Origin of the sequence: Mesonia sp. HuA40 (genome assembly GCF_008017835.1) — a bacterium.
GTDB lineage: Bacteria > Bacteroidota > Bacteroidia > Flavobacteriales > Flavobacteriaceae > Mesonia.
The window spans coordinates 185,617-205,656 of the sequence record NZ_VRLT01000005.1 but is presented as its reverse complement, the minus strand read 5'-3'; the positions used below and the strand labels follow the sequence as shown (position 1 = coordinate 205,656).

20 protein-coding genes are annotated in these 20,040 nt (G+C 34.9%); 12 read left to right on the top strand and 8 right to left on the bottom strand.

The window, feature by feature from the left end:
• Nucleotides 1–601 precede the first annotated feature (601 nt).
• Complete coding sequence (locus FT993_RS01160) at nucleotides 602–1,738, top strand: DegT/DnrJ/EryC1/StrS aminotransferase family protein (protein WP_147860707.1); 1,137 nt, start codon at nucleotides 602–604, stop codon at nucleotides 1,736–1,738.
• A gap of 8 nt (nucleotides 1,739–1,746) precedes the next feature.
• Entirely contained in the window at nucleotides 1,747–2,298 is a 552-nt protein-coding gene (locus FT993_RS01155; RefSeq protein ID WP_147860706.1) for a nitroreductase, read from the top strand.
• On the opposite strand, the gene FT993_RS01150 is transcribed toward FT993_RS01155, so the two are convergent.
• Nucleotides 2,295–2,798 (bottom strand): DUF456 domain-containing protein, encoded by a 504-nt coding sequence (locus FT993_RS01150; protein ID WP_147860705.1) that lies wholly within the window; start codon nucleotides 2,796–2,798, stop codon nucleotides 2,295–2,297. The genes FT993_RS01155 and FT993_RS01150 overlap by 4 nt on opposite strands.
• Before the next feature lie 133 nt (nucleotides 2,799–2,931).
• On the opposite strand from FT993_RS01150, the gene FT993_RS01145 reads away from it, so the two are divergent.
• The 5 genes from FT993_RS01145 (at nucleotide 2,932) to FT993_RS01125 (ending at nucleotide 7,334) form a co-directional block, all read left to right on the top strand.
• Complete coding sequence (locus FT993_RS01145; RefSeq protein ID WP_147860704.1) at nucleotides 2,932–3,291, top strand: BlaI/MecI/CopY family transcriptional regulator; 360 nt, start codon at nucleotides 2,932–2,934, stop codon at nucleotides 3,289–3,291.
• 1 nt (nucleotide 3,292) lies between these two features.
• Nucleotides 3,293–4,927: a M56 family metallopeptidase gene (locus FT993_RS01140; RefSeq protein WP_147860703.1), complete on the top strand. Its 1,635-nt coding sequence runs from the start codon at nucleotides 3,293–3,295 to the stop codon at nucleotides 4,925–4,927.
• Nucleotides 4,928–6,094, top strand: coding sequence for a lipopolysaccharide assembly protein LapB (locus FT993_RS01135; RefSeq protein ID WP_147860702.1), 1,167 nt, complete (start codon nucleotides 4,928–4,930; stop codon nucleotides 6,092–6,094).
• Between the two features lie 66 nt (nucleotides 6,095–6,160).
• Nucleotides 6,161–6,736 carry a glutathione peroxidase gene (locus FT993_RS01130; RefSeq protein ID WP_147860701.1) on the top strand — a complete coding sequence of 192 codons (576 nt, stop codon included), beginning with the start codon at nucleotides 6,161–6,163 and terminating at the stop codon, nucleotides 6,734–6,736.
• Nucleotides 6,737–6,926: 190 nt separating this feature from the next.
• The gene (locus FT993_RS01125) at nucleotides 6,927–7,334 is read left to right on the top strand and encodes a hypothetical protein (RefSeq protein ID WP_147860700.1); all 408 of its coding nucleotides are present in this window, start codon (nucleotides 6,927–6,929) and stop codon (nucleotides 7,332–7,334) included.
• A gap of 3 nt (nucleotides 7,335–7,337) precedes the next feature.
• On the opposite strand, the gene FT993_RS01120 is transcribed toward FT993_RS01125, so the two are convergent.
• Both FT993_RS01120 and FT993_RS01115 read right to left on the bottom strand, forming a co-directional pair.
• On the bottom strand, nucleotides 7,338–8,459 hold the full coding sequence (locus FT993_RS01120) for a glycosyltransferase (RefSeq protein ID WP_147860699.1): 1,122 nt from the start codon (nucleotides 8,457–8,459) through the stop codon (nucleotides 7,338–7,340).
• Nucleotide 8,460: 1 nt separating this feature from the next.
• A complete protein-coding gene (locus FT993_RS01115) occupies nucleotides 8,461–9,375 on the bottom strand; it encodes a lysylphosphatidylglycerol synthase domain-containing protein (protein ID WP_187240726.1) in 915 nt (304 codons plus the stop codon).
• 56 nt (nucleotides 9,376–9,431) lie between these two features.
• Here FT993_RS01115 and ruvC point away from each other — a divergent pair, with 56 nt between their 5' ends.
• On the top strand, nucleotides 9,432–9,983 hold the full coding sequence (ruvC, locus tag FT993_RS01110) for a crossover junction endodeoxyribonuclease RuvC (RefSeq protein ID WP_147860697.1): 552 nt from the start codon (nucleotides 9,432–9,434) through the stop codon (nucleotides 9,981–9,983).
• A gap of 91 nt (nucleotides 9,984–10,074) precedes the next feature.
• Here the strand turns inward: ruvC and FT993_RS01105 are convergent, their stop codons facing one another.
• From FT993_RS01105 to FT993_RS01085, 5 genes are all read right to left on the bottom strand, one after another.
• Nucleotides 10,075–12,102 carry a M3 family metallopeptidase gene (locus FT993_RS01105; protein ID WP_147860696.1) on the bottom strand — a complete coding sequence of 676 codons (2,028 nt, stop codon included), beginning with the start codon at nucleotides 12,100–12,102 and terminating at the stop codon, nucleotides 10,075–10,077.
• A gap of 669 nt (nucleotides 12,103–12,771) precedes the next feature.
• Nucleotides 12,772–14,265: a carboxypeptidase-like regulatory domain-containing protein gene (locus FT993_RS01100; RefSeq protein WP_147860695.1), complete on the bottom strand. Its 1,494-nt coding sequence runs from the start codon at nucleotides 14,263–14,265 to the stop codon at nucleotides 12,772–12,774.
• Nucleotides 14,265–15,344 (bottom strand): hypothetical protein, encoded by a 1,080-nt coding sequence (locus FT993_RS01095; RefSeq protein ID WP_147860694.1) that lies wholly within the window; start codon nucleotides 15,342–15,344, stop codon nucleotides 14,265–14,267. Before FT993_RS01095 ends, FT993_RS01100 begins: the two co-directional genes overlap by 1 nt.
• 91 nt (nucleotides 15,345–15,435) lie before the next feature.
• Nucleotides 15,436–15,927 carry a 5-(carboxyamino)imidazole ribonucleotide mutase gene (gene purE / locus FT993_RS01090; RefSeq protein ID WP_147860693.1) on the bottom strand — a complete coding sequence of 164 codons (492 nt, stop codon included), beginning with the start codon at nucleotides 15,925–15,927 and terminating at the stop codon, nucleotides 15,436–15,438.
• Nucleotides 15,928–16,028: 101 nt separating this feature from the next.
• Nucleotides 16,029–17,189, bottom strand: a complete 1,161-nt coding sequence (locus FT993_RS01085) for a 5-(carboxyamino)imidazole ribonucleotide synthase (RefSeq protein ID WP_147860692.1) — start codon at nucleotides 17,187–17,189, stop codon at nucleotides 16,029–16,031.
• A gap of 133 nt (nucleotides 17,190–17,322) precedes the next feature.
• Between FT993_RS01085 and hpt the strand changes: the two genes are divergently transcribed.
• From hpt to FT993_RS01065, 4 genes are read left to right on the top strand one after another with little or no spacing between them, the layout of a single operon-like run.
• Complete coding sequence (hpt, locus tag FT993_RS12550) at nucleotides 17,323–17,862, top strand: hypoxanthine phosphoribosyltransferase (protein ID WP_147860691.1); 540 nt, start codon at nucleotides 17,323–17,325, stop codon at nucleotides 17,860–17,862.
• On the top strand, nucleotides 17,855–18,433 hold the full coding sequence (locus tag FT993_RS12545) for an adenylate kinase (RefSeq protein ID WP_147860690.1): 579 nt from the start codon (nucleotides 17,855–17,857) through the stop codon (nucleotides 18,431–18,433). The genes hpt and FT993_RS12545 overlap by 8 nt, the downstream gene beginning before the upstream one ends.
• 6 nt (nucleotides 18,434–18,439) lie before the next feature.
• Entirely contained in the window at nucleotides 18,440–19,450 is a 1,011-nt protein-coding gene (obgE, locus tag FT993_RS01070) for a GTPase ObgE (protein WP_147860689.1), read from the top strand.
• A gap of 49 nt (nucleotides 19,451–19,499) precedes the next feature.
• Nucleotides 19,500–20,024 carry a DUF4136 domain-containing protein gene (locus FT993_RS01065; RefSeq protein ID WP_147860688.1) on the top strand — a complete coding sequence of 175 codons (525 nt, stop codon included), beginning with the start codon at nucleotides 19,500–19,502 and terminating at the stop codon, nucleotides 20,022–20,024.
• The last annotated feature ends 16 nt before the right edge of the window (nucleotides 20,025–20,040 follow it).

Genomic DNA, 20,040 nt, shown 5'->3' with positions numbered 1-20,040 from the left:
TTCCGAACAGAGAAGTTAAGCTCGTTAGCGCAGATGGTACTGCTATTTTGTGGGAGAGTATGTCGCCGCCTTTTTTTAAAGCCTTTGGATTTAGTTCCAAAGGCTTTTTTTTGTTTATAATAGTATTTTTGGGTGTGCCCCGAGGAGCTATTGCTCCCGGGATTAATTCCCACAGCTTTTTATACTGCGCTTACGCTTGTATTCAAAGGTGGTAATTGTATAGGTCGTCACCTTTTTTTAAAGTACTTAAAAACCACTTGGACAAAAGGGATAACTCTTTAACTAGGAGATATGAATTATTTTTTTGCTAGCATCCAAAAAAGTAGTAAATACGGCTAAATAGAAGCATAAGTTGGTTGTTTTAGCCCGCCGTGTTGTGTCTTATCAATAACCACTAAGTAATATGATGAGAATACCAACTTGCGTTAGGGATAGAGGGGCCTGTTTAAGCTCTTGCGAGGCCTATGCCCGCAAAGCGAGTAGCGATAGCCCGACCTTTTTTAATAAAAAGGGAACGCCATAAAGCAATTTTACTTTAATTAGATATTAGCCCTTCTGATTTTACGAATAAAGCTTTATTTTTACACCATATTTTAAGTTTATGAGTTTAGAAAAAATTTGGCTGTCTTCACCGCACATGGGTGGCAAAGAATTAGATTTTATTCATTCTGCTTTCGATGAAAATTGGATTGCACCCTTAGGGCCTAACGTAATTGGGTTTGAAAAAGATCTTGAGGAATATCTTGGAGATAAGAGCGTGGCTGTGCTTTCTAGTGGTACGGCAGCTTTACATTTAAGTTTGATTTTAGCCGGTGTAGAACGTGATGATTTTGTTCTTTGTCAAAGCATGACCTTTTCGGCTTCCGCTAATCCTATTACCTATTGCGGGGCTAACCCTATTTTTATTGACTCTGAACCCGAAACTTGGAATATCTGTCCGCTGGCTTTAAAACAGGCCATTGATTTTGCTATTGCTAATCATAAAAAGCCCAAAGCGGTGATTGTGGTTCATTTATATGGAATGCCCGCCAAAATGCAAGAGATTAAAACCATTTGTGATACCTATAATATAACGCTTATTGAAGATGCGGCAGAGGCTTTGGGTAGCAGCTATGCTAACCAAGCCTGCGGAACTTTTGGTGATTTTGGAATTCTATCTTTTAACGGAAATAAAATTATTACAACTAGTGGTGGTGGCGCCTTAGTTTGTAAGGATAGGGCTACCAAAGAGCGTTCTATTTTTTTAGCTACTCAAGCAAGAGATGTTGCGCCCCATTACCAGCACTCTGAAATAGGTTATAACTATCGTTTGAGTAATATCTCGGCAGGTATTGGTAGGGGACAGATGTTGGTTTTGGAGGAGCATATTGCTGCTCGGCGTAAAATGAATGAATTTTACAGAGAACTTTTTAAAAATTGCAGTGGCGTAGAAGTTCTTAAGGAACCAACTGAAGATTATTATTCTAACCATTGGTTGAGTGCTATTGTAATTGATTCAACAAAAACAAAAGGAAATTGGGATAAAGAAGAATTACGATTAGCATTAGAAAAGGAAAATATAGAATCCCGACCCTTATGGAAACCTATGCATTTGCAGCCAGTTTTTAAAGATGCGCCTTTTGTTGGTAAAACAGTGGCATCAGATTTGTTTGCCACCGGCTTGTGTTTACCTTCTGGATCAAATTTAACCGATGCTGACAAGCTAAGGATTGCAGCTGTAATTAAAAAATTTTTATAAATAGGAGTATGGAAAGGACTATTAAAGAAAGAAGAAGTATTTTTCCTAATCAATTTACAGGAGAGGTTATTCCTGACGCCAAGATTACAGAATTATTAGAATTGGCTCATTGGGCGCCTAGCCATCGTAAGACTTTTCCTTGGCGCTTCCATGTCATAGGAGGTGAAGCTAAAATCGCTTTTGCGGAATTTATGGCAGATACTTATAAAAATACTACTCCTAAATTCTCCGAATTTAAGTATCATAAGCTAAAAGAAAAGGTTTTAAATAGCAGTCATATAGTGATTATCAATATGCAACCAGACCCAGAAAAGCGTGTACCTGAATGGGAAGAGCTTGCGGCTACGGCGATGGCGGTTCAAAATTTATGGTTGGGAGCAACAGCAAAAGGATTAGGAGGTTATTGGAGTTCTCCTAGTTTAATCGATAAAATACCTGATTATTTGAGGGTTGCTGATAGCGAGCGTTGTTTGGGTTTATTTTATTTAGGCGTGCCCGGTGAAGCTGAATTGTTAAGACGCGAACGCCCAGAGCTGATGAATTATGTTAAATGGCTTTAGAAAAAATTGTTCCAGTGTATCACCACTTGGTAAATAAATATTCCTAAATAAATACAAGCGGTAAAAAAAGCCATAAAAGTTGAGGCTAGAAAACCTATAAAAGAACCTACTGCAGCCTTTAGTGATTTCTTAAATGTGCTGGCTTTAACAAATAATAATTCTCCCAAAAAAGCACCCAGAAAAGCACCTATCAAAAAACCAAATGGTATTGGAATAAATAATCCGATTAGCAACCCAATACTGGTGCCGTAAGCGGCAGCCTTTCCTCCACCAAACTTTTTTGTTCCTTGGGCAGGGATGATGTAATCTAGAATTAAAATGACAATACAAATAAACAAGGTGACACCTAAAACCCAATAATTTGCGGGCACGGCATTTGTAAAAGCCAGTACTACTAACCCCAACCAGCTTAGACTAATACCAGGTAAAACCGGTAAAAAACTTCCTATTATTCCTGTACAACAAAGTAAAAAACCACAAATAAGTAAAAATATATCCATCTTTCTGAAATAGAATTTGAGATAAAAGTACTTTTTTTATTTAATTCTCGGGTATTTAATTTTATAACTAAAAAATTAGTTTAAACTAAAAATTTAGTTATATTTGAAATAAGAATAATAAACAGAATTTATAATGAAAGAACTTACCAAAGCCGAAGAACAAGTAATGCAGCAACTTTGGAAATTAAAAGAAGCTAATGTAGCTACTATCATAGCTGAATTTTCTGATCCCAAACCAGCATATAATACCGTTTCTACGATTGTACGAATTTTAGAACAAAAAGGCTTTGTAGGGTACCGAAAAGCGGGGAGAGGGCATATTTATTTTCCGTTGGTTAAAAAGGATAGTTACAGCAAATTTTCTATGACCAAGCTTATGAATAATTATTTTGATGGCTCAATGAAAAGTATGCTTTCCTTTTTTGTAAAAAAAAATGATATGAGCACCGCAGAACTGGAGGAGATTTTAAAAGAAATTAATAAAAAACAATAAGATGGGATTATATATAGTACAATTCAGTTTATTCTTAGCGGTCTTTTATGTGGCTTACCTATTGTTTTTAAAAAAGGAAACTTTTTTTAACTACAATCGCATCTATTTACTATTAACGCCGTTTTTAGCCTTGCTGTTGCCATTCATAACCTTAGATTTTTTAAGACCAAAAGATTCTACTGGGGCAGCATTTATTAATTTACCACCCGTTTTATTAGGTGATTTTGCGGTCGCCGCCGAAGAAACTCAAGCCGTGACTCATAATTTGGAAGTCTTTAATTGGAGTCAATTTTTATGGCAAAATGGGTTTTTAATTCTTCACGGAATTGGTTTTTGCGTCGCTTTCTTACTTCTGATAAAAAAATGGAATCAGTTTAGAAAATTTAAGCAAAGAGGAATCCAAAAACAACAAGACGGTATTTTTTATAAAGAAATACAAAACAGCAGAGTTGCTTGTACCTTCTACAATCAAATATTTATAGGTAGTGAAATTAATGAAAAGGAAAGGCAACATATTTTGCAGCACGAATGGGTTCACGTAACGCAAAATCATAGTCTTGATTTATTGTTTTTTGAAATTTTAAAACTCTTGTTTTGGTTTCATCCAGCGGTTTATTTCTATCAAAAAGAAATTACAAGTCTTCATGAGTTTATAGCCGACGAAAAAGTGGTAAGGAATTTATCAAAACTTACCTATTACCAAAATTTACTTAACGTAGCTTTTGGGACTCATCATATATCCTTCATCAATCAATTCTTTAATCATTCATTAATCAAAAAACGAATCGTTATGTTACAAAAATCAAAATCAGCTGCGCAAGCAAAGCTAAAGTATTTAATTCTTTTGCCTCTAATGGCAGCCATGCTTACGTATGTGTCATGTTCAGAAAATGAAGAAGCTGTAGAAACTACTCAATCTGAGCTTCCAACCCCACCGCCACCGCCAGCTCCTCCGGCTAATTTATCTCAAGAAGATGCTCAAATGATGAATCAGTTATACACCGAGTTGACAAATATGAAAAAAGAGGGGAAGAGTATGAATGAAATATCTAAAGTTTTTTACGATGCTAATATTCATAAATACATTCCTTCACGTGAAGACTATTATAGAAGTATGGTTTATATAAAATTTACTTACCAGAATTATAATAGTAGTATAGATAGTGACAAAAAAATTGAAGATTTTGAAATCATCCCATATGATGAATACTTGAAGTTTAGAAGGCATACAAAAGATGCACTTATTCCACCACCACCGCCACCAAGTAATTTAGAGAATGGTATTCCATTTTCAGCTATTGAAACGTTACCTACTTATCCTGGTTGTGATGAAGGCTCCAATAATACAATTAGAAAACAATGTTTTAGTGATAAAATTAGAAACTTTGTAAATAATAATTTTGATGTTGGTCTAGGCAAAAAACTTGGTTTGACTGGGGAAAATAGGGTTTATGTACGATTTGTTATTTCCAAGGATGGTGGTATAGAAGATGTACAAGCGCGAGCTCCGCATCTAGAATTACAAAAAGAAGCAGAACGAGTAGTGAACAGTTTGCCTCAAATGCAACCAGGAATGCAAGATGGCAAACCAGTGAATGTTTTATATAGTTTCCCCATTATTTTTAAAATTGACTAAATGTTAAGAATGCTTAGTTTATTTATTTTAACAGGTGTTTTTCACCGGGTCGAAGCACAAACTTCGACCCTTGCTTTAGCCGATAGTTTATTTAGCGTGGGCGATTATCAAAAAGCGATTCAAGTCTATGAGGTGCAAGAAAATATTTCGGCCAATGTATATCAAAAAATAGCATTGGCTCAAAAAGCTGGAGGAAATTTAAATGCAGCACTTGCAGCTTATCAACAAGCGATTCAGCAAAATTCTAATTTAGTGGTTGCAAAAGCTAATTACGGTAAATTATTAAGGAGGACTTTTCAGTATCAAAAAGCAGATAGCGTTTACACGGATTTATTAAAACATTACCCAAATCAGGCTAATTTTTATTATGAGTTGGCTTTAATCCGTAAAGCGTCTAAAGCAAAGCCTTACGATAAACTGCTTTTACAAAGCATAAAAATTAATCCCAGTTATTTTAATAGTCTTTATGAGTTGGCTTTATTTTACTACAAGCGTAAGAATTTTAAAGAAGCCGATATTTTTATAAATAAAGCCTTAAGATTAATTCCGAAAAATACTAAAGGGCTACTTTTGGCTGGCTTAAGCGCTTATGCACTACAAAATACAAAGCGAGCCATTGTTTTATTTGAAAGCCTAATCGAGTCAGGTTACCAAACTGAGCAGGTTTATGAAAAATTAGGGGTTTGTTACGCTAGACATAAACAAAATCAAAAAGCGATTGATTGTTTTAAAAAGCTTATAGCGCTAGATGATAAAAATGCAACGGCTCATATATATATGGGACGACTTTACAATATAGAGGAATCCTACACCCTTGCCGAGAAGCACTTGCTATATGCACTTTTATTGAGTAAACCCGATCTAAGTTCGCTATATCAATCTTTAGGAATTACCTACAAACAACAGCGAAATTATAAAGAGGCCTTGCGGTATTTCGAACTTGCGACCTTAGAAAACCCCGATTTGGTAAGGAGTGGTTTTGAATTGGCTAATGCCGCCGACAACTATTATGCTGATTTAGAATTACGAATAAAATATTATAACATTTTTATAGAAAAGTATAAAAATAAGCCCGATGTACAGAAATGGCTAAATTTAGCAAAGTACCGTATATCAGATTTAAAAAAAGAGAAACATTACAAGCAAACTCCAGACAACAAGCCATAAATAAATATTAAAATAATTAACCCGAATGTTTGCCCAAGCATTTGTTTGTATCTTTGAAAAAAAAGTATGAAAAATTTTATCTACGCGTGTTTGGCTTTATTTACTTTAACAGCATGTGGTCAACAAAAAAAGCAATACAAGGATTTAAAAAACATGGAAAAGCAAAGCATTTACAGTTATAGTGTTGATGATATTTATGGTGAAACCTTTAATTTAAGTGAATTAAAAGGTAAGAAAGTGATGTTGGTGAACACTGCCAGTAAATGTGGCTATACTCCCCAATACAAAGACTTGCAGGCTTTGTATGAGCGATTTAAAGATGATAATTTTGTGATAATTGGATTTCCTGCTAACAATTTTGCAAATCAGGAGCCTGGTAGCGAAGAACAAATTGCTCAATTTTGCGAAGCCAATTATGGGGTAACCTTCCCAATGATGAGTAAAATTTCTGTAAAAGGAAGCGATATACACCCAGTTTATAAATTTTTAACTCAAAAGGAACTAAATGGTGTAATGGATAGTGAAGTGAAATGGAACTTTCAAAAATATTTAATTGATGAGGAAGGCTACCTGGTTAAAATGCTTCCGTCTTCAACTTTACCTACTGATGAATCGGTGGTAAATTGGATAGAGCAAAGTTAAACAAGTCGATTTTAAAATAATTACTAAACCAGTAGAAGCGTCGTTTCTTCTGGTTTTTTTTGATTTATAATAAATGTTTATTTTAGATTATCTTTATATTTAGTTTCGTTACTTTTACCTTATGAGAGTTATTGTAGCTATACTGTGTTTGGTACTGCTAGGCAGCTGTTCATTTTTTGAAAAACAAAAAATGAACCCAAAAGATTTGGTTGAAGAAGAATTAAAGCAAATTGACTGGCACCAAGTAGAGCAATACCCCGTATTTAAAAGTTGTGCCCATTGCGACGGACTACAAGCGCAACAGCGTTGTTTTGAAGTTACACTCACAAAATGGGTGATGGAGGAGTTAAGTAAGCAGCAAGCTTTAGTAACTGACTCAATTGATGACCAGATGCTGGTGTATTTTAAAATCACTCGCCGAGGTGAAATTTTTGTAGATTCCCTTCAACAAAGTGAGACCTTAGAGCATCAGCTGCCAAAATTAAAACAATGGTTGACGCAATCTATAGAAAATCTACCCGAAGTCTATCCGGCTCAAAAGCGTGGTGTCCCGGTACAAACCACTTTTAAATTGCCCGTTCAAATTATTAGTGAATAGCTTCTAGCGTTTGTAATATTTTCCTTTCCAATAAAAGCCACCTTTTAAAGCAAATAAAAAACTGGTCACCACAAAAAGGGGATAGAATAAGGCAGAAAAAATAAATTTATGAGAACAAAAAGAAACGCCTATTTTTTTTGCAGTCGCCCTTAAAAAAAACAGATCAACTAATAACTTAAAAACCCAAAGACCACCAGAAAGAAAAATATAGCTAATTTTAAAAAGACCGCCTAGAATCAATAAAATTAATAAACTAGCATTGACAATAAAAACCAATGCGCCCATTAATTGATTCCATCCAAATTTTAAATAGGTGTTTTTTGCAGCCCACCGAACACGTTGCATAAATAAATCTCGCCACGAATTTAAAGGATAAGTAAAAACCGGTTCGGCATAAACTAAGCTATACCCAATGGGTAATCCACTAGTTTTAAACTTTTCGAGAACAAATGTGTCATCACCGCTACTTATATGCAAATTGTTTTCAAAACCACCTAAAGCAAGAAAACTATCTTTGCAATAAGCCATATTTGCCGCGCTGCAAAATAATATAGATCCTCCACCAAAACTTCCTAGGCTTACTCCCTGTAAACTTAAATAATCATGCGCTTGAAATAGATTTAAAAAACCTTTACCTGGTAAATAAGTAACCGGTCCTACAACGAGCTTTGCTTTATGCATAGAGATTTCGTGTGCAAAACCTTTCAGCCAACTTTTTGGCAATAAAACATCGGCATCTGTGGTGGCGATATATGAAAACTGGCTGGCATTAATGGCTAAAATCAAGGCCTCTTTTTTAGGTGCTTGTTGAGCTTTTTTTTGATGAACTAGCCTTATGTTGTAATTTGGATTTTCTTGTTTAAACCTTGTAATTATTGAAGCAGTTTCATCGGTGCTGCGGTCATTAATAAAAATAATTTCATATAACTCTTGAGGATAATCTAAATCTAAGATCGATTTTAATAATCTGGGCAAATGTTTAGCTTCATTATGCATAGGAATACAAATGCTAAACCCAATTGAGGTTGTTTCACCTTTATTTGGCTTGTATTTAACCTGATTAACTCCGTAGCTCAACCAAATTATGACCAACGCATAGAGTATAAAAAAACTAATAGCTATCATATTATTCTGTGGTTTTGTAAGGATGAAGCAAATTTAAAATAGCACCTACAAGTGTGGGAAGTACAAAATTTAAACACCACATTAACATTACCGCCAAAGCAATAGTTGCTTGTTGATTTGAATATAAACTAAAAATAACTACGGCAAAGCCTGTTTTGGTAAGAGCGTCAGAAAATAAAAATTGAGGTATAATACTGGCAAGCAAATAAACTAACCAAATTCCGCAAATAGCATGGCTATAAGAAATTTGTACTTCAAAGAGCATTAGAATTAACACAAATTGATGCGAGAAAACCAAATGTCTTGCAAAACTTAAAGCTACAATTTTTCTTTTTGTTGGTAGCGGTATAATATCCGTAAAGTTTAACCGAGCTTGCAGCGATTTTTTAATAAACTGGTATCGCCATTCAAGTAAGATGATAAAAATAAAAACAACCGTTATACCAAAACTGAAAAAAAGCTGGGCTTTACTTAAACCGGGAATTATAGATTGCATAAGGATATAGAAGAGCAAACCTAAAAAACCAAATAACAAGGTAGCTAACATTTGTGAAAAACTTGCCCAGGTTTTACGGCTTAATATTTTTTTTCTGTGCTTCTTTGGGTAAAATAAAATTTTAACGCCAAATTCCCCTATTTTGTTAGGGGTTAAAACACCTACCGCATGCGCAATCAAATATTCCTGAATGGAATTTTTGAAAGACTTAAGCTTTAAACTTATAGTTAATATATGCCATTTTAGTATTTCTAGCCACCAATTTATAAGCGTGAAGCCTAGGCAACCAAGTATACCCCAAAAACCAATATTTCGCTCTGTAAAGACGATCTTGTCTATTGTGAATTGAGATGATAATTGATAATAAATAAAAATGCAAAGCCCCCCAAACAAAAACCATTTGAGGCCAACTAAAAACATTTGCTTAGCTTTGTGCTGACATACTTGCATACGCAAAGAAACAAATAAAATAGCAGTTGAAAACAGAAAAGATAATTTTGGGTATAGATCCAGGTACCACCATAATGGGATTTGGACTTATTAAAGTTCAAGATAAAAAGATGGAGTTTTTACAACTCAACGAACTTTTATTAACCAAGTATGATGATCACTATGTAAAATTAAAATTGATTTTTGAGCGCACTTTATCTTTGATCGATGCCTATCATCCCGATGAAATTGCTATTGAAGCGCCTTTTTTTGGTAAAAATGTGCAATCTATGTTAAAGCTAGGTCGAGCCCAAGGAGTTGCGATGGCCGCCGGTTTAAGTCGTGAAGTTCCCGTTACCGAATATTCGCCCAAAAAAATAAAGATGGCTATAACAGGCAACGGTAACGCCAGCAAAGAACAGGTCGCCAAAATGTTACAAAGTCTTTTGAAGTTAAAGAGTCTGCCTAAAAATCTCGATTCAACCGATGGTTTGGCTGCTGCTGTTTGTCATCACTACAACTCTGGTAAAAAAGTACAAAGCAAAAATTATAGTGGTTGGGCCGCTTTTGTAAAGCAAAATCCCAAAAAGATTAAATAATGAGCAAGAGGGCAATCCCTCTCTTTTTCAAGAGAGGGCCGGGCTATCCGCGCTACACGGTAGCTTGCTACTATCCCTATTGCAAAGTGTATTATTTTAGAAGGCCTGCTCTTTTTAATAATGCCTCTGGGTTAGGTTCTTTTCCGCGAAAGCGTTTATATAAAACCATCGGATCTTCGGTGCCTCCTTTGCTCAAAATATGGTCTTTAAATTTATTTGCTACGGTTTTATTAAAAATTCCTTCTTCTTGAAAATACGCAAAAGCATCGGCATCTAAAACTTCTGCCCACTTATAAGAATAATAACCCGCCGAATAGCCGCCTTGAAAAATATGAGAGAACGAAGTACTCATACAGTTTTCAGCCACATCAGGGTATAATTTAGTGGTTTCAAAAGCTTTTAATTCATTTTCTTTTACAGATTTGATCGATGAAGGATCTACCGCGTGCCAAGCCATATCTAACATCCCGAAACTTAACTGGCGAACGGTTTGCATCCCTTCGTGAAAATTGGCCGATTTTTTAATCTTCTCGATCAATTCCATCGGGATTACTTCATCAGTTTCATAATGGCGAGCAAATAGCTCTAAAGCTTCCGGCTCGTAACACCAGTTTTCTAATACCTGGCTTGGTAATTCTACAAAATCCCAATACACAGAAGCTCCCGATAAACTCGGGTAGGTTGAGTTAGCTAGCATTCCGTGTAACGCGTGACCAAATTCGTGAAATAATGTAGTAACTTCATTAAAAGTAAGTAAGGACGGTTTTTTAGAAGTGGGTCGGGTAAAATTACAAACGTTAGAAACATGCGGACGCTCATTTTTACCGTCTTTCACTTTTTGGTCTTTATAAATGGTCATCCAAGCGCCATTTCTTTTGCCTTCTCTTGGGTGAAAATCGGCGTAAAATAGTGCCATAAAGTTATGATCACCATCATAAACCTCGTAAGTTTTTACTTCTTCGTGGTACTTATCTATATTGAAAACTTCTTTAAAATGAAGATCATATAATTTTTTGGCTACCGTAAAAACTCCCTGAATTACATTGTCGAGTTTAAAATAAGGCTTGAGCTTTTCATCATCTAATTGAAAGCGTTGTTGCTTTAGCTTCTCTGCATAATAAGCGCTGTCCCATTTTTCTAAATGGTCGATGCCATCTAATTCTTTTGCAAATTGCTCTAGTTCTTTAAATTCTTTTTCAGCCGCAGGTTTTGCTTTTTCGAGCATTTCATTTAAAAAGTCATTTACTTTTTCAGGGCTTTTTGCCATTCGCTCTTCTAAAACAAAATGTGCGTGTGTTTGAAAACCTAATAGATTAGCACGCTGGTGACGAAGTTTTGCGATCTTTAATACATTTTCTTGATTGTCGTATTCGTCATTTTGAAAACCTTTCGCTCCAAAAGCAATCGAAAGTTTTTTACGCAGTTCTCGGTTTTCTGCATACTTCATAAACGGAATATAACTCGGGTATTGAAGCGTAAAAATATAGCCGTTTTTTCCTTTTGCTTTAGCTAATAAATTGGCATTTTCTAATTCGCTTTCCGGTAAACCTTTTAAATCTTTTTCATCTTCAACGTGCAGTTCGTAACGATTGGTTTCTGCTAAAACATTTTCACCAAACGAAAGTGAAAGTTTAGAGAGCTCTTTATCGATTTCTCGAAGTTGCTCTTTTTTATCTTCCGGCAAATTAGCCCCGTTTCTCGTGAAACTTTTGTAATGTTTATCGAGCAGTGTTTTTTGTTCTACACTCAATTCTAAATTTTCTTTTTGCTCGTAAACGCTTTTTACACGTTTAAATAATTCTTCATTTAAGGTAAGATCATTACTAAATTCACTTAACCAAGGAGAAACTTCTTGCGCTATTTTCTGAATTTCTTCATTTGTTTCAGCCGAATTTAAATTGAAAAATATACTGGAAACTCGGCTCAAGGTTTCGCCTGCAAATTCTAAAGCTTCTAGGGTATTCTCAAAAGTTGGCACTTCATCATTAGAAGTAATGCTAGTGATCTCTGCTTTGGCTTTAGCAATAGCTTCTTGAAAAGCCGGTTTAAAATGTTCGTTTTTTATCTTAGAAAATGGAGCAGCATCAAAAGGCTGCAATAACGGGTTTTCCTGACTCATAATTTATTTTTCTGTACAAGTGTAAAGATACAAAGAGTAGGAGAGTTGAGGTCTTAATTTTTAGTCAAAAAAATAGTTGAGCATATTAAATCGCGTTGTTTTTTATAATCTAAAACGTTAAAATTTTTATATTTTTAAACTTAACACTTTTCATGTGCTTTTCTTAATTTATTTGTACCGTAAGTTTACATTATTATTAATGATATTATGAAAAAAAATATACTAATTCATTTGATTGCAGGTATAGTATTTACATCAATTCTATATTTTATTGTCAGTCTTCAAATAAAAGCATCTGTATTCATAGGTTTAGGTACTGCTGTTCTAAGTTGGTTAACGCTTGGCAGAACTTTAAATAACAAGCACCATTAATTTTGCTGGCATTATATAAAATGAAAAAGAAAGGTGATTCGCCTTTCTTTTTTATTTACTTGAAACTAGAATATTGTTAGCTGGGTGGAACATATGTTGGAGATATTTTTAAATTTAAAGTGAACTGAAAATCATTATAAAAACAAGTTGCTGTAAAAAATAAAAATTTGAATTGTGGGATCGCTACATATAATCAAAAACGATATTATATCTATGATGGATATTAAAATCCATTATTCGAATCTTGAAGTATATGGGTAAAAACAATTAATAATAAGCAGAAGGAATATACTGGAACTAAGGATTGCGGTTTGGCGTTTCTAGCTCTTTATTATAACGCAGCCAAAATGATTCATCAAAGGCTGGTGTGAACAGAATTTTTAGCTTCTCTTTTTCATTAACCGCTTTAAAATCCGCGAAAGCAATGGGTTGAGGATTAATTAGCATCAACTCATTTAAAACATTGTTTTGCTGCTCTATTTTAAAGTTTAACTTAAGCTTTGTTCTCTTACTAGGTTTAGCGTTGTTTTCCTTTAATTTTAATGGCCTATTTATGTAAATGTACTGGCCTGTTTTCCAATTTATGTATCGCGGTAAATACCGATTGCTTGCACTATCTCGCTTAAATATTATTTTAGCTTGGTGAACGTTTGCCACATATTTTAAACCTAATAAAAATTTGAGATTAATATTGCGGTCTACACGGTTTTCTGCTAGTTGATAGCTAGCTTGTAAGATGGCTTTGCTAGCCTTGCTTATATACAATTTGCCAGAATAATCGGCTTTTTTATTTTTTGGAGTAAAGTGCAATTCATAAACCAATTCATCTTGAAACAATCTAGTTTTTACGTGTTTCCAGTTGTAATTAGTAAACTGTTGGATGAAATCATATTGATCTAGGTTAAGCGGACTGCGATTAAAAAATAGGTTTTTGTAAAAATCACGTTCATTATTTGTTTTAAGGCTTGTACTTTGACTGCTGTCGATTTTAAAAAGTTGGTTTACTTTGTGATTTTTGCCTAGAGGAATCATCCCAGACTTTACTTTAAAGGTATTTTCGCTATCGAGCCCTTGTTGAATGAGTCGAAAGGTTTCTTTTATAAAATTGTTTTTAGGTGCAACGTATCGCTCGTTTTTAAGCTGATTGACTAGCAACAATTTTAATTTTAAAGAATCCTGGTTAGGGGCAATGAATACTTTTGACTCAATTTGCCTTTGTTGGCTGGGTAAATTTTTTTTAGAGTTGGCTAGACTTTCTTTAATTTGCCGATTAAATTTTTGCGTTAAAGCTTTACTTAAAAAGCTGGCTTTGTCTACCTCAAATTCGGCATCTTGTAAATGGTTCTCATCGCTTTCACGCATGAGCAATTCAAAACTTAAGCCGTTTATATTATGATTTTTTCTATAGTTTAAATAGACTTGTTGAAGAAGGTTAAAAATATCTAATTTTTGACTCGTCAAAACCACTTCTCCTAGCTCTTCTGCCAAAGCTACTAAAGTAATTCTTGGTTTTTCTTTTAATTCGCTAATTGGTAGCATTAGTGTTTTATAACCCAAAGCGCTTATTTTGAAAATAGCATCTGCGGGGTAATCTTGTAGATTTAATGTATAAACGCCTTTTAAATTGCTGGCAACACCCATTTGATCTTGGTATTGAATGTGTGCATATGCCACGGGATTTGCTTCTTGATCTATAATTTCACCGGTTAATTGCTGGCCTAAACAGGTTAAAGTGAAAATGAAATTTAATACAAATAAACCAATTATTTTTTGGGCAAATGCAGGCATCACTATTTTAAATCAGATGAGGATAGGGCCATTGGCGTTGCTTGGTTAAAAAGCATCTCTTGTTTAATCTTTTCTTTACTTCCTTTTGTAAATTCTAGCTTTAATCGATTATTGCTTTTATTTCCCTTCAGCTTTATAGTCCTATTACCCCATAATTTTTTTGTTTTATAAATTATAACATGCGCAGGAAAGTACTTACCGTTAGCTAGTTTTTGATACACAATGGTTTTATCTAACTCGGTAGTTACGGTTTTAAAGCCCAATAAGAATTTGGCATTAAAAGAAGCTGTGGTGTGACCTGGTAATAACCGATAGTTCAGTTTTACTATTGCTTGAGTTTTTAGGTCTATGTGCATGCTTCCAGTATAAGAAGCGTTTTCTTTTTTAGGATTAAACTCAATTTCTGCAATAGCGGTAGAATCTAATTCTTTAATTGATTTAATACTGTAGTCATAATTATTCGTTTGGTATAAGAAGTCATACGCAAACTTTCGCGAAGTTAAATTTGAATCTTCTAAGCCTTCCTCAATATCTAATTTCAAATTTTCTGTATTAGCTGTATAATTATTACATTGATTTAAATTAGCATTTTCTATACAAGTTAACATACCTGACTTTAATTGGTAGGTATCGTTTTTATCAAGTTGCTCGGTTAGCATTTCATAAATAGTAGCGGTTGGCGCAATGAATCCAATAGAATCACCACCCTTTGCCTTCTTTGTAAAGTCTTTAAATTGAAGGTTTTTGTTGGCTATAGTTGCTTTACCTTGGGTTAATGTTTTGTAATGGTTGGTAGATAAAGGCTCTTTACCTATAAGTTTTTCTACTTTGCTTTGCAACTGCTTAGTAGCTTGTGCCCCTAATTCACTATGTTTTTTAATTTCTATTTGCAACTCATCAATTATTTCATCTTTATTTACCTGATAATTAAAATCAAAATCTACTTGGTTAAATTCATAATTTTTATCCAGACTTTCTTTGGCCATTTCAACCAATTGCAGTGCTCTTAAATTAGTATTTTGAGCAGATAACTGCCATCCGCAAATAAATAGGAGACTTATGAGATAATAAATTTTAGACATACGTTTAAATTTTTACTAAAGATGAATAAAATGTATAAAAAAACCTCATCAATTTGTAAAAAAATAATGAGGTTTAAAGAAGGTTTTAAAATTAGTTGTGATTTTTAAGGTTTTTTGCTCCTTCAATCACCTTTTGCTTAAGACCTTCTTTATAAGTAATAATTTTATCGAGCACGCATTTATCTGAAGCTCCAATAATTTGAGCAGCCAAAATCCCAGCATTTTTTGCGCCGTCTAAAGCTACCGTGGCTACTGGTACGCCGCCTGGCATTTGTAAAATAGAAAGTACAGAATCCCAACCATCGATTGAGTTTCTCGATTTTACAGGTACACCAATTACGGGTAGCGGAGAAAGTGAAGCAATCATTCCAGGAAGGTGAGCCGCACCACCAGCACCAGCAATAATCACTTTAAAGCCTCTTTCGTGTGCATTTTTACCATAATCAAATAATTTTTCTGGTGTGCGGTGAGCCGAAACAATGTCAACTTCTACTTCAATATCAAATCCGGCCAAAATATCAATGGCATCTTGCATAACTGGAAGATCACTTGTACTTCCCATAATTATCCCAACTTTACTCATGGTAATTATTTTTTAATTGTTCTTATTTTCGGTTAAACCGGATTAAATCCGATAAGTATAAAAAGCTATTTATTATAATGTTAATTTTTACAGTTTTCTATCTACTTAGTTGAGCTAATTACTTTAATAGACTGCTTTACTTGTTCGGCTATTTTTCGAGCTTGATTTATATCTTTGTTAACAATGCAGACGTGTCCCATTTTTCTAAAAGGGCGGGTTTCTTTTTTTCCGTAAATATGTGGTGTTACGCCGGGCAGCTGCATAATTTTTTCGATATTTTGATAATGCACAGGTCCGTTATAGTTTTCTTCACCTACAAGGTTAACCATTACCCCACCTACTTTACTTTCGGTTGCCCCTAAGGGTAGATTTAATACCGCACGAATGTGCTGTTCAAATTGATTGGTAAAACTCGCTTCGATACTATAGTGTCCGCTATTATGCGGTCTGGGTGCGACCTCGTTTACTAGAATTTGGTCATCTTGTGTTTGAAACATTTCTACAGCCAACAAGCCCACGTGTTCAAAAGACTCTGAAACCTTATGCGCCACGGCTCTAGCGTTTTGAGCAACCTCATCTGCAATTCTAGCAGGACAAATAACATACTCTACTTGATTAGCCTCTGGATGGAATTCCATTTCGACAACGGGATAAGTTTTTACTTCTCCGTTGGCATTTCGTGCTACAATTACCGCTAATTCATTTTTAAAATTAATCATTTCTTCGGCGATGCAGGGCACATCGGGTAAAGGAATTAAATCTTCTTTGCTTTTTATAACGGCAACGCCTTTACCATCATAACCTCCTGTACAACTTTTCCATATAAAAGGAAAAGTTTTCTTTTTTTGCACCCAATCGGTGACTAGCTCATCTTTGCTTTGATATCTGGTAAAAGGAGCGGTAGGAATTTCTTCTTTTAAATAAAACTCTTTTTGGTCTCCTTTGTTTTGTATTTTTTTTAAAGTAAAAGCGCTAGGGTAAACCAATTTACCTTTTTGCTCTAAATGCTCTAAAGCTTCGATATTAACCGATTCAATTTCGAAAGTAAGTATATCTACATCTTGACCAAAATTTACTACGGTATCATAATCCATAAGATCACCAACCACAAATTTATCACAGGCCAAACGTGCAGGAGCAGCAGGGTTGGGATCTATTACTTTTGTGCAAATGTCGTATTTGCGGGTTTCATAAAGCATCATCTTACCCAATTGGCCACCACCTAAGATACCAAGCGTAAAATTTGAAGAGAAATAGTTCATGTAGTGTTGTGTTTGGGCAAAAATAAGATTTATCAACTAGATTAAACAAGTTTTTTATAAGAATTGGTTTGCCCGAAGTCGCTATCTTTAATTCGAAATATTTATCTTTGCAACCTGATTTTAATTTAGATCTATGATAAAAATTCACGATCTTACCTTTACTCCGTTTATTGATAAGTCTCAAATAGACTCGGCTATAAATCAAATGGCAGAGAAAATCCAAAAAGACTATGCAGGAAAAACCCCTGTTTTTTTAGGTGTTCTTAACGGTGCATTTCCTTTTGTAGCAGCCTTAACACAAAAATTTAATGGAAATTGCGAGGTAGAATTCACCAAATTAAGGTCTTATGCAGGTACCCAAACCACTCAACAAGTGCAAGAGCTTATCGGCGTAAATAACTTAAAAGGAAGAGATGTAATTGTTTTAGAAGATATTGTAGATACAGGACATACCCTAACAAAAATTATTAATATCTTAGAAAATCAGGAGGTGAGCAGTTATAAGATTGCAACCTTATTTTATAAGCCAGAAGCTTATCATCAAAACCACGCTTTGGATTACGTTGGTATAGAAATACCCAATAAATTCATAGTAGGATTTGGATTAGATTATGATGGTTTAGGAAGAAATTTACCCGAAGTTTATCAATTAATCGAAACACAACATGATTAAAATAGTATTATTTGGCCCTCCTGGAGCCGGTAAAGGGACCCAAGCAAGTATACTTAAAGAAAAGTATAACTTAATTCATTTATCTACCGGAGACATTTTTAGGTATAACATGAAAAATGATACTCCGTTAGGGGTTCAGGCCAAATCTTTTATAGAAAAAGGTCAATTGGTTCCCGACTCGGTAACCGTTGACATGTTAAAAGATGAGGTATCTAAGCAAAAGCCAGCGAGTGGGTATATTTTTGATGGTTTTCCTCGTACAAAAGTTCAAGCAGAAGCGCTTGATGCTTTTTTGGCCAAACACGACGAAAAAGTAAATGCTATGATAGCCCTAGAGGTAGATGATGAGGTTTTGGTTGAACGATTGTTAGAACGCGGTAAAACCTCAGGTAGGAAAGATGATGCCAATGAAGAAGTAATCCGAAAAAGAATAGAGGTATACCATAAAGAAACGGCCGTGGTAAAATCATTTTACCAAAAGCAGAACAAGTACTTTGGCGTTAATGGAGTAGGCAGCATTGCCGAAATTACCGAAAGAATTTGCCAAGTAATCGATAAGTTAGAAAAATAATAAGAAGTGAAAGAAGGGAATTTTATAGACTACGTTAAATTACACGTTAGCTCAGGTAATGGCGGAAAAGGTTCTATGCATTTGCATAGAGAAAAATACATTACTAAAGGCGGCCCCGACGGCGGAGATGGCGGCAGAGGGGGCCATGTGATTATTCGTGGTAATGAAAACCTTTGGACGCTTTACGAATTTAATTTTAAACGCCACATCAAGGCAGAGCACGGCGGGAATGGCGGTAAACAAAGAAGCACGGGAGCCGATGGGGAAGACGTTTATATCGATGTTCCGTTAGGAACGGTAATTCGAGATACCGACACCCAAGCTATTATAGATGAGATTACCGAGAATAACCAAGAAATTATTATCGCTCGAGGCGGAAAAGGAGGAAGAGGCAATTGGCATTTTAAATCCTCTACCAATCAAACCCCAAGATATGCACAACCTGGAATACCAGGAGAGGAGCGAGATATTACTTTAGAATTAAAAGTACTTGCAGATGTAGGTCTTGTTGGTTTTCCTAATGCAGGCAAATCTACATTGCTTTCGGTTATTACCGCGGCCAAACCCAAGATAGCCGATTATGAATTTACGACCCTTAAACCCAATCTGGGTATTGTAAAGTATCGCGATTATCAAAGTTTCGTAATGGCAGATATTCCTGGAATCATAGAAGGTGCAGCAGAAGGGAAAGGCTTAGGTTACCGGTTTTTAAGACATATAGAACGTAACTCGACGTTACTTTTTTTAATTCCCTGTGATGCAGATGATGTGATAAAGCAATATGAGATTTTGTTAGATGAATTGCGCCGATACAATCCAGAATTATTAGATAAAGATCGTGTAGTGGCCATTTCTAAAAGCGATATGCTTGATCAAGAGTTGCAACGCGAACAACAAGAAGAACTCGACGCTTATTTTAATAAGATACCCTATTTATTTATATCAGCTGTAGCGCAGCAAGGAATAGCCCAGTTAAAAGATGTATTGTGGGAAAACTTAAATAAAAAGCCTATTTAAAACTTAATTAGTATTTTGTTTTTCAGTATCTTGTGGTAAATTTATTAGCATGACACGTATTTTAGGTTTGGTTTTTTTTTTGTTTTTGATGAGTTGCGGTCCAAAGGTTTATGTAGATTATGATGCTAAAGTAAATTTCCAAAAATACCGCACTTATCAATTTTATCCTCAACACAATATTGCTGCTGGTCATTTAAACGAGCTAGACCAAGAACGCCTGATAAAAGCTGTTGAAGACGTCTTAGCCCAACAAGGTTACGCAAAAAGCAGTAATCCCGATTTTAAAATTCTTTTAGAAACCGATTTGTTTCAAGAGCGTAACAACTCTCAAATAGGAATTGGATTTGGTGGAGGAGGAGGCCACGTTGGCGGTGGTGTTTCAGGTGGAATACCTATAAGTACGACGAAAACCATATTGAGTTTAAGCCTTAATTTTAGTGAGGCTCAAACCAACGAATTATTTTGGCAAGCTGTTGTAGAAGATCAATATAAACGCCAGATGAATCCAAAAGAAAAACAAGTATTTTTTAATCGGCTAATCAGTAAAGGCGTAAAGGAATTTCCACCAAAATAACAATTTCTAAAAAAAG

Coding starts and splice junctions, on each gene's coding strand:
- FT993_RS01160 (WP_147860707.1), top strand. CDS start 602: ATGAGTTTAGAAAAAATTTGGCTGTCTTCACCGCACATGGGTGGCAAA.
- FT993_RS01155 (WP_147860706.1), top strand. CDS start 1,747: ATGGAAAGGACTATTAAAGAAAGAAGAAGTATTTTTCCTAATCAATTT.
- FT993_RS01150 (WP_147860705.1), bottom strand. CDS start 2,798: ATGGATATATTTTTACTTATTTGTGGTTTTTTACTTTGTTGTACAGGA.
- FT993_RS01145 (WP_147860704.1), top strand. CDS start 2,932: ATGAAAGAACTTACCAAAGCCGAAGAACAAGTAATGCAGCAACTTTGG.
- FT993_RS01140 (WP_147860703.1), top strand. CDS start 3,293: ATGGGATTATATATAGTACAATTCAGTTTATTCTTAGCGGTCTTTTAT.
- FT993_RS01135 (WP_147860702.1), top strand. CDS start 4,928: ATGTTAAGAATGCTTAGTTTATTTATTTTAACAGGTGTTTTTCACCGG.
- FT993_RS01130 (WP_147860701.1), top strand. CDS start 6,161: ATGAAAAATTTTATCTACGCGTGTTTGGCTTTATTTACTTTAACAGCA.
- FT993_RS01125 (WP_147860700.1), top strand. CDS start 6,927: ATGAACCCAAAAGATTTGGTTGAAGAAGAATTAAAGCAAATTGACTGG.
- FT993_RS01120 (WP_147860699.1), bottom strand. CDS start 8,459: ATGATAGCTATTAGTTTTTTTATACTCTATGCGTTGGTCATAATTTGG.
- FT993_RS01115 (WP_187240726.1), bottom strand. CDS start 9,375: ATGTTTTTAGTTGGCCTCAAATGGTTTTTGTTTGGGGGGCTTTGCATT.
- FT993_RS01105 (WP_147860696.1), bottom strand. CDS start 12,102: ATGAGTCAGGAAAACCCGTTATTGCAGCCTTTTGATGCTGCTCCATTT.
- FT993_RS01095 (WP_147860694.1), bottom strand. CDS start 15,344: ATGTCTAAAATTTATTATCTCATAAGTCTCCTATTTATTTGCGGATGG.
- purE (WP_147860693.1), bottom strand. CDS start 15,927: ATGAGTAAAGTTGGGATAATTATGGGAAGTACAAGTGATCTTCCAGTT.
- FT993_RS01085 (WP_147860692.1), bottom strand. CDS start 17,189: ATGAACTATTTCTCTTCAAATTTTACGCTTGGTATCTTAGGTGGTGGC.
- hpt (WP_147860691.1), top strand. CDS start 17,323: ATGATAAAAATTCACGATCTTACCTTTACTCCGTTTATTGATAAGTCT.
- FT993_RS12545 (WP_147860690.1), top strand. CDS start 17,855: ATGATTAAAATAGTATTATTTGGCCCTCCTGGAGCCGGTAAAGGGACC.
- FT993_RS01065 (WP_147860688.1), top strand. CDS start 19,500: ATGACACGTATTTTAGGTTTGGTTTTTTTTTTGTTTTTGATGAGTTGC.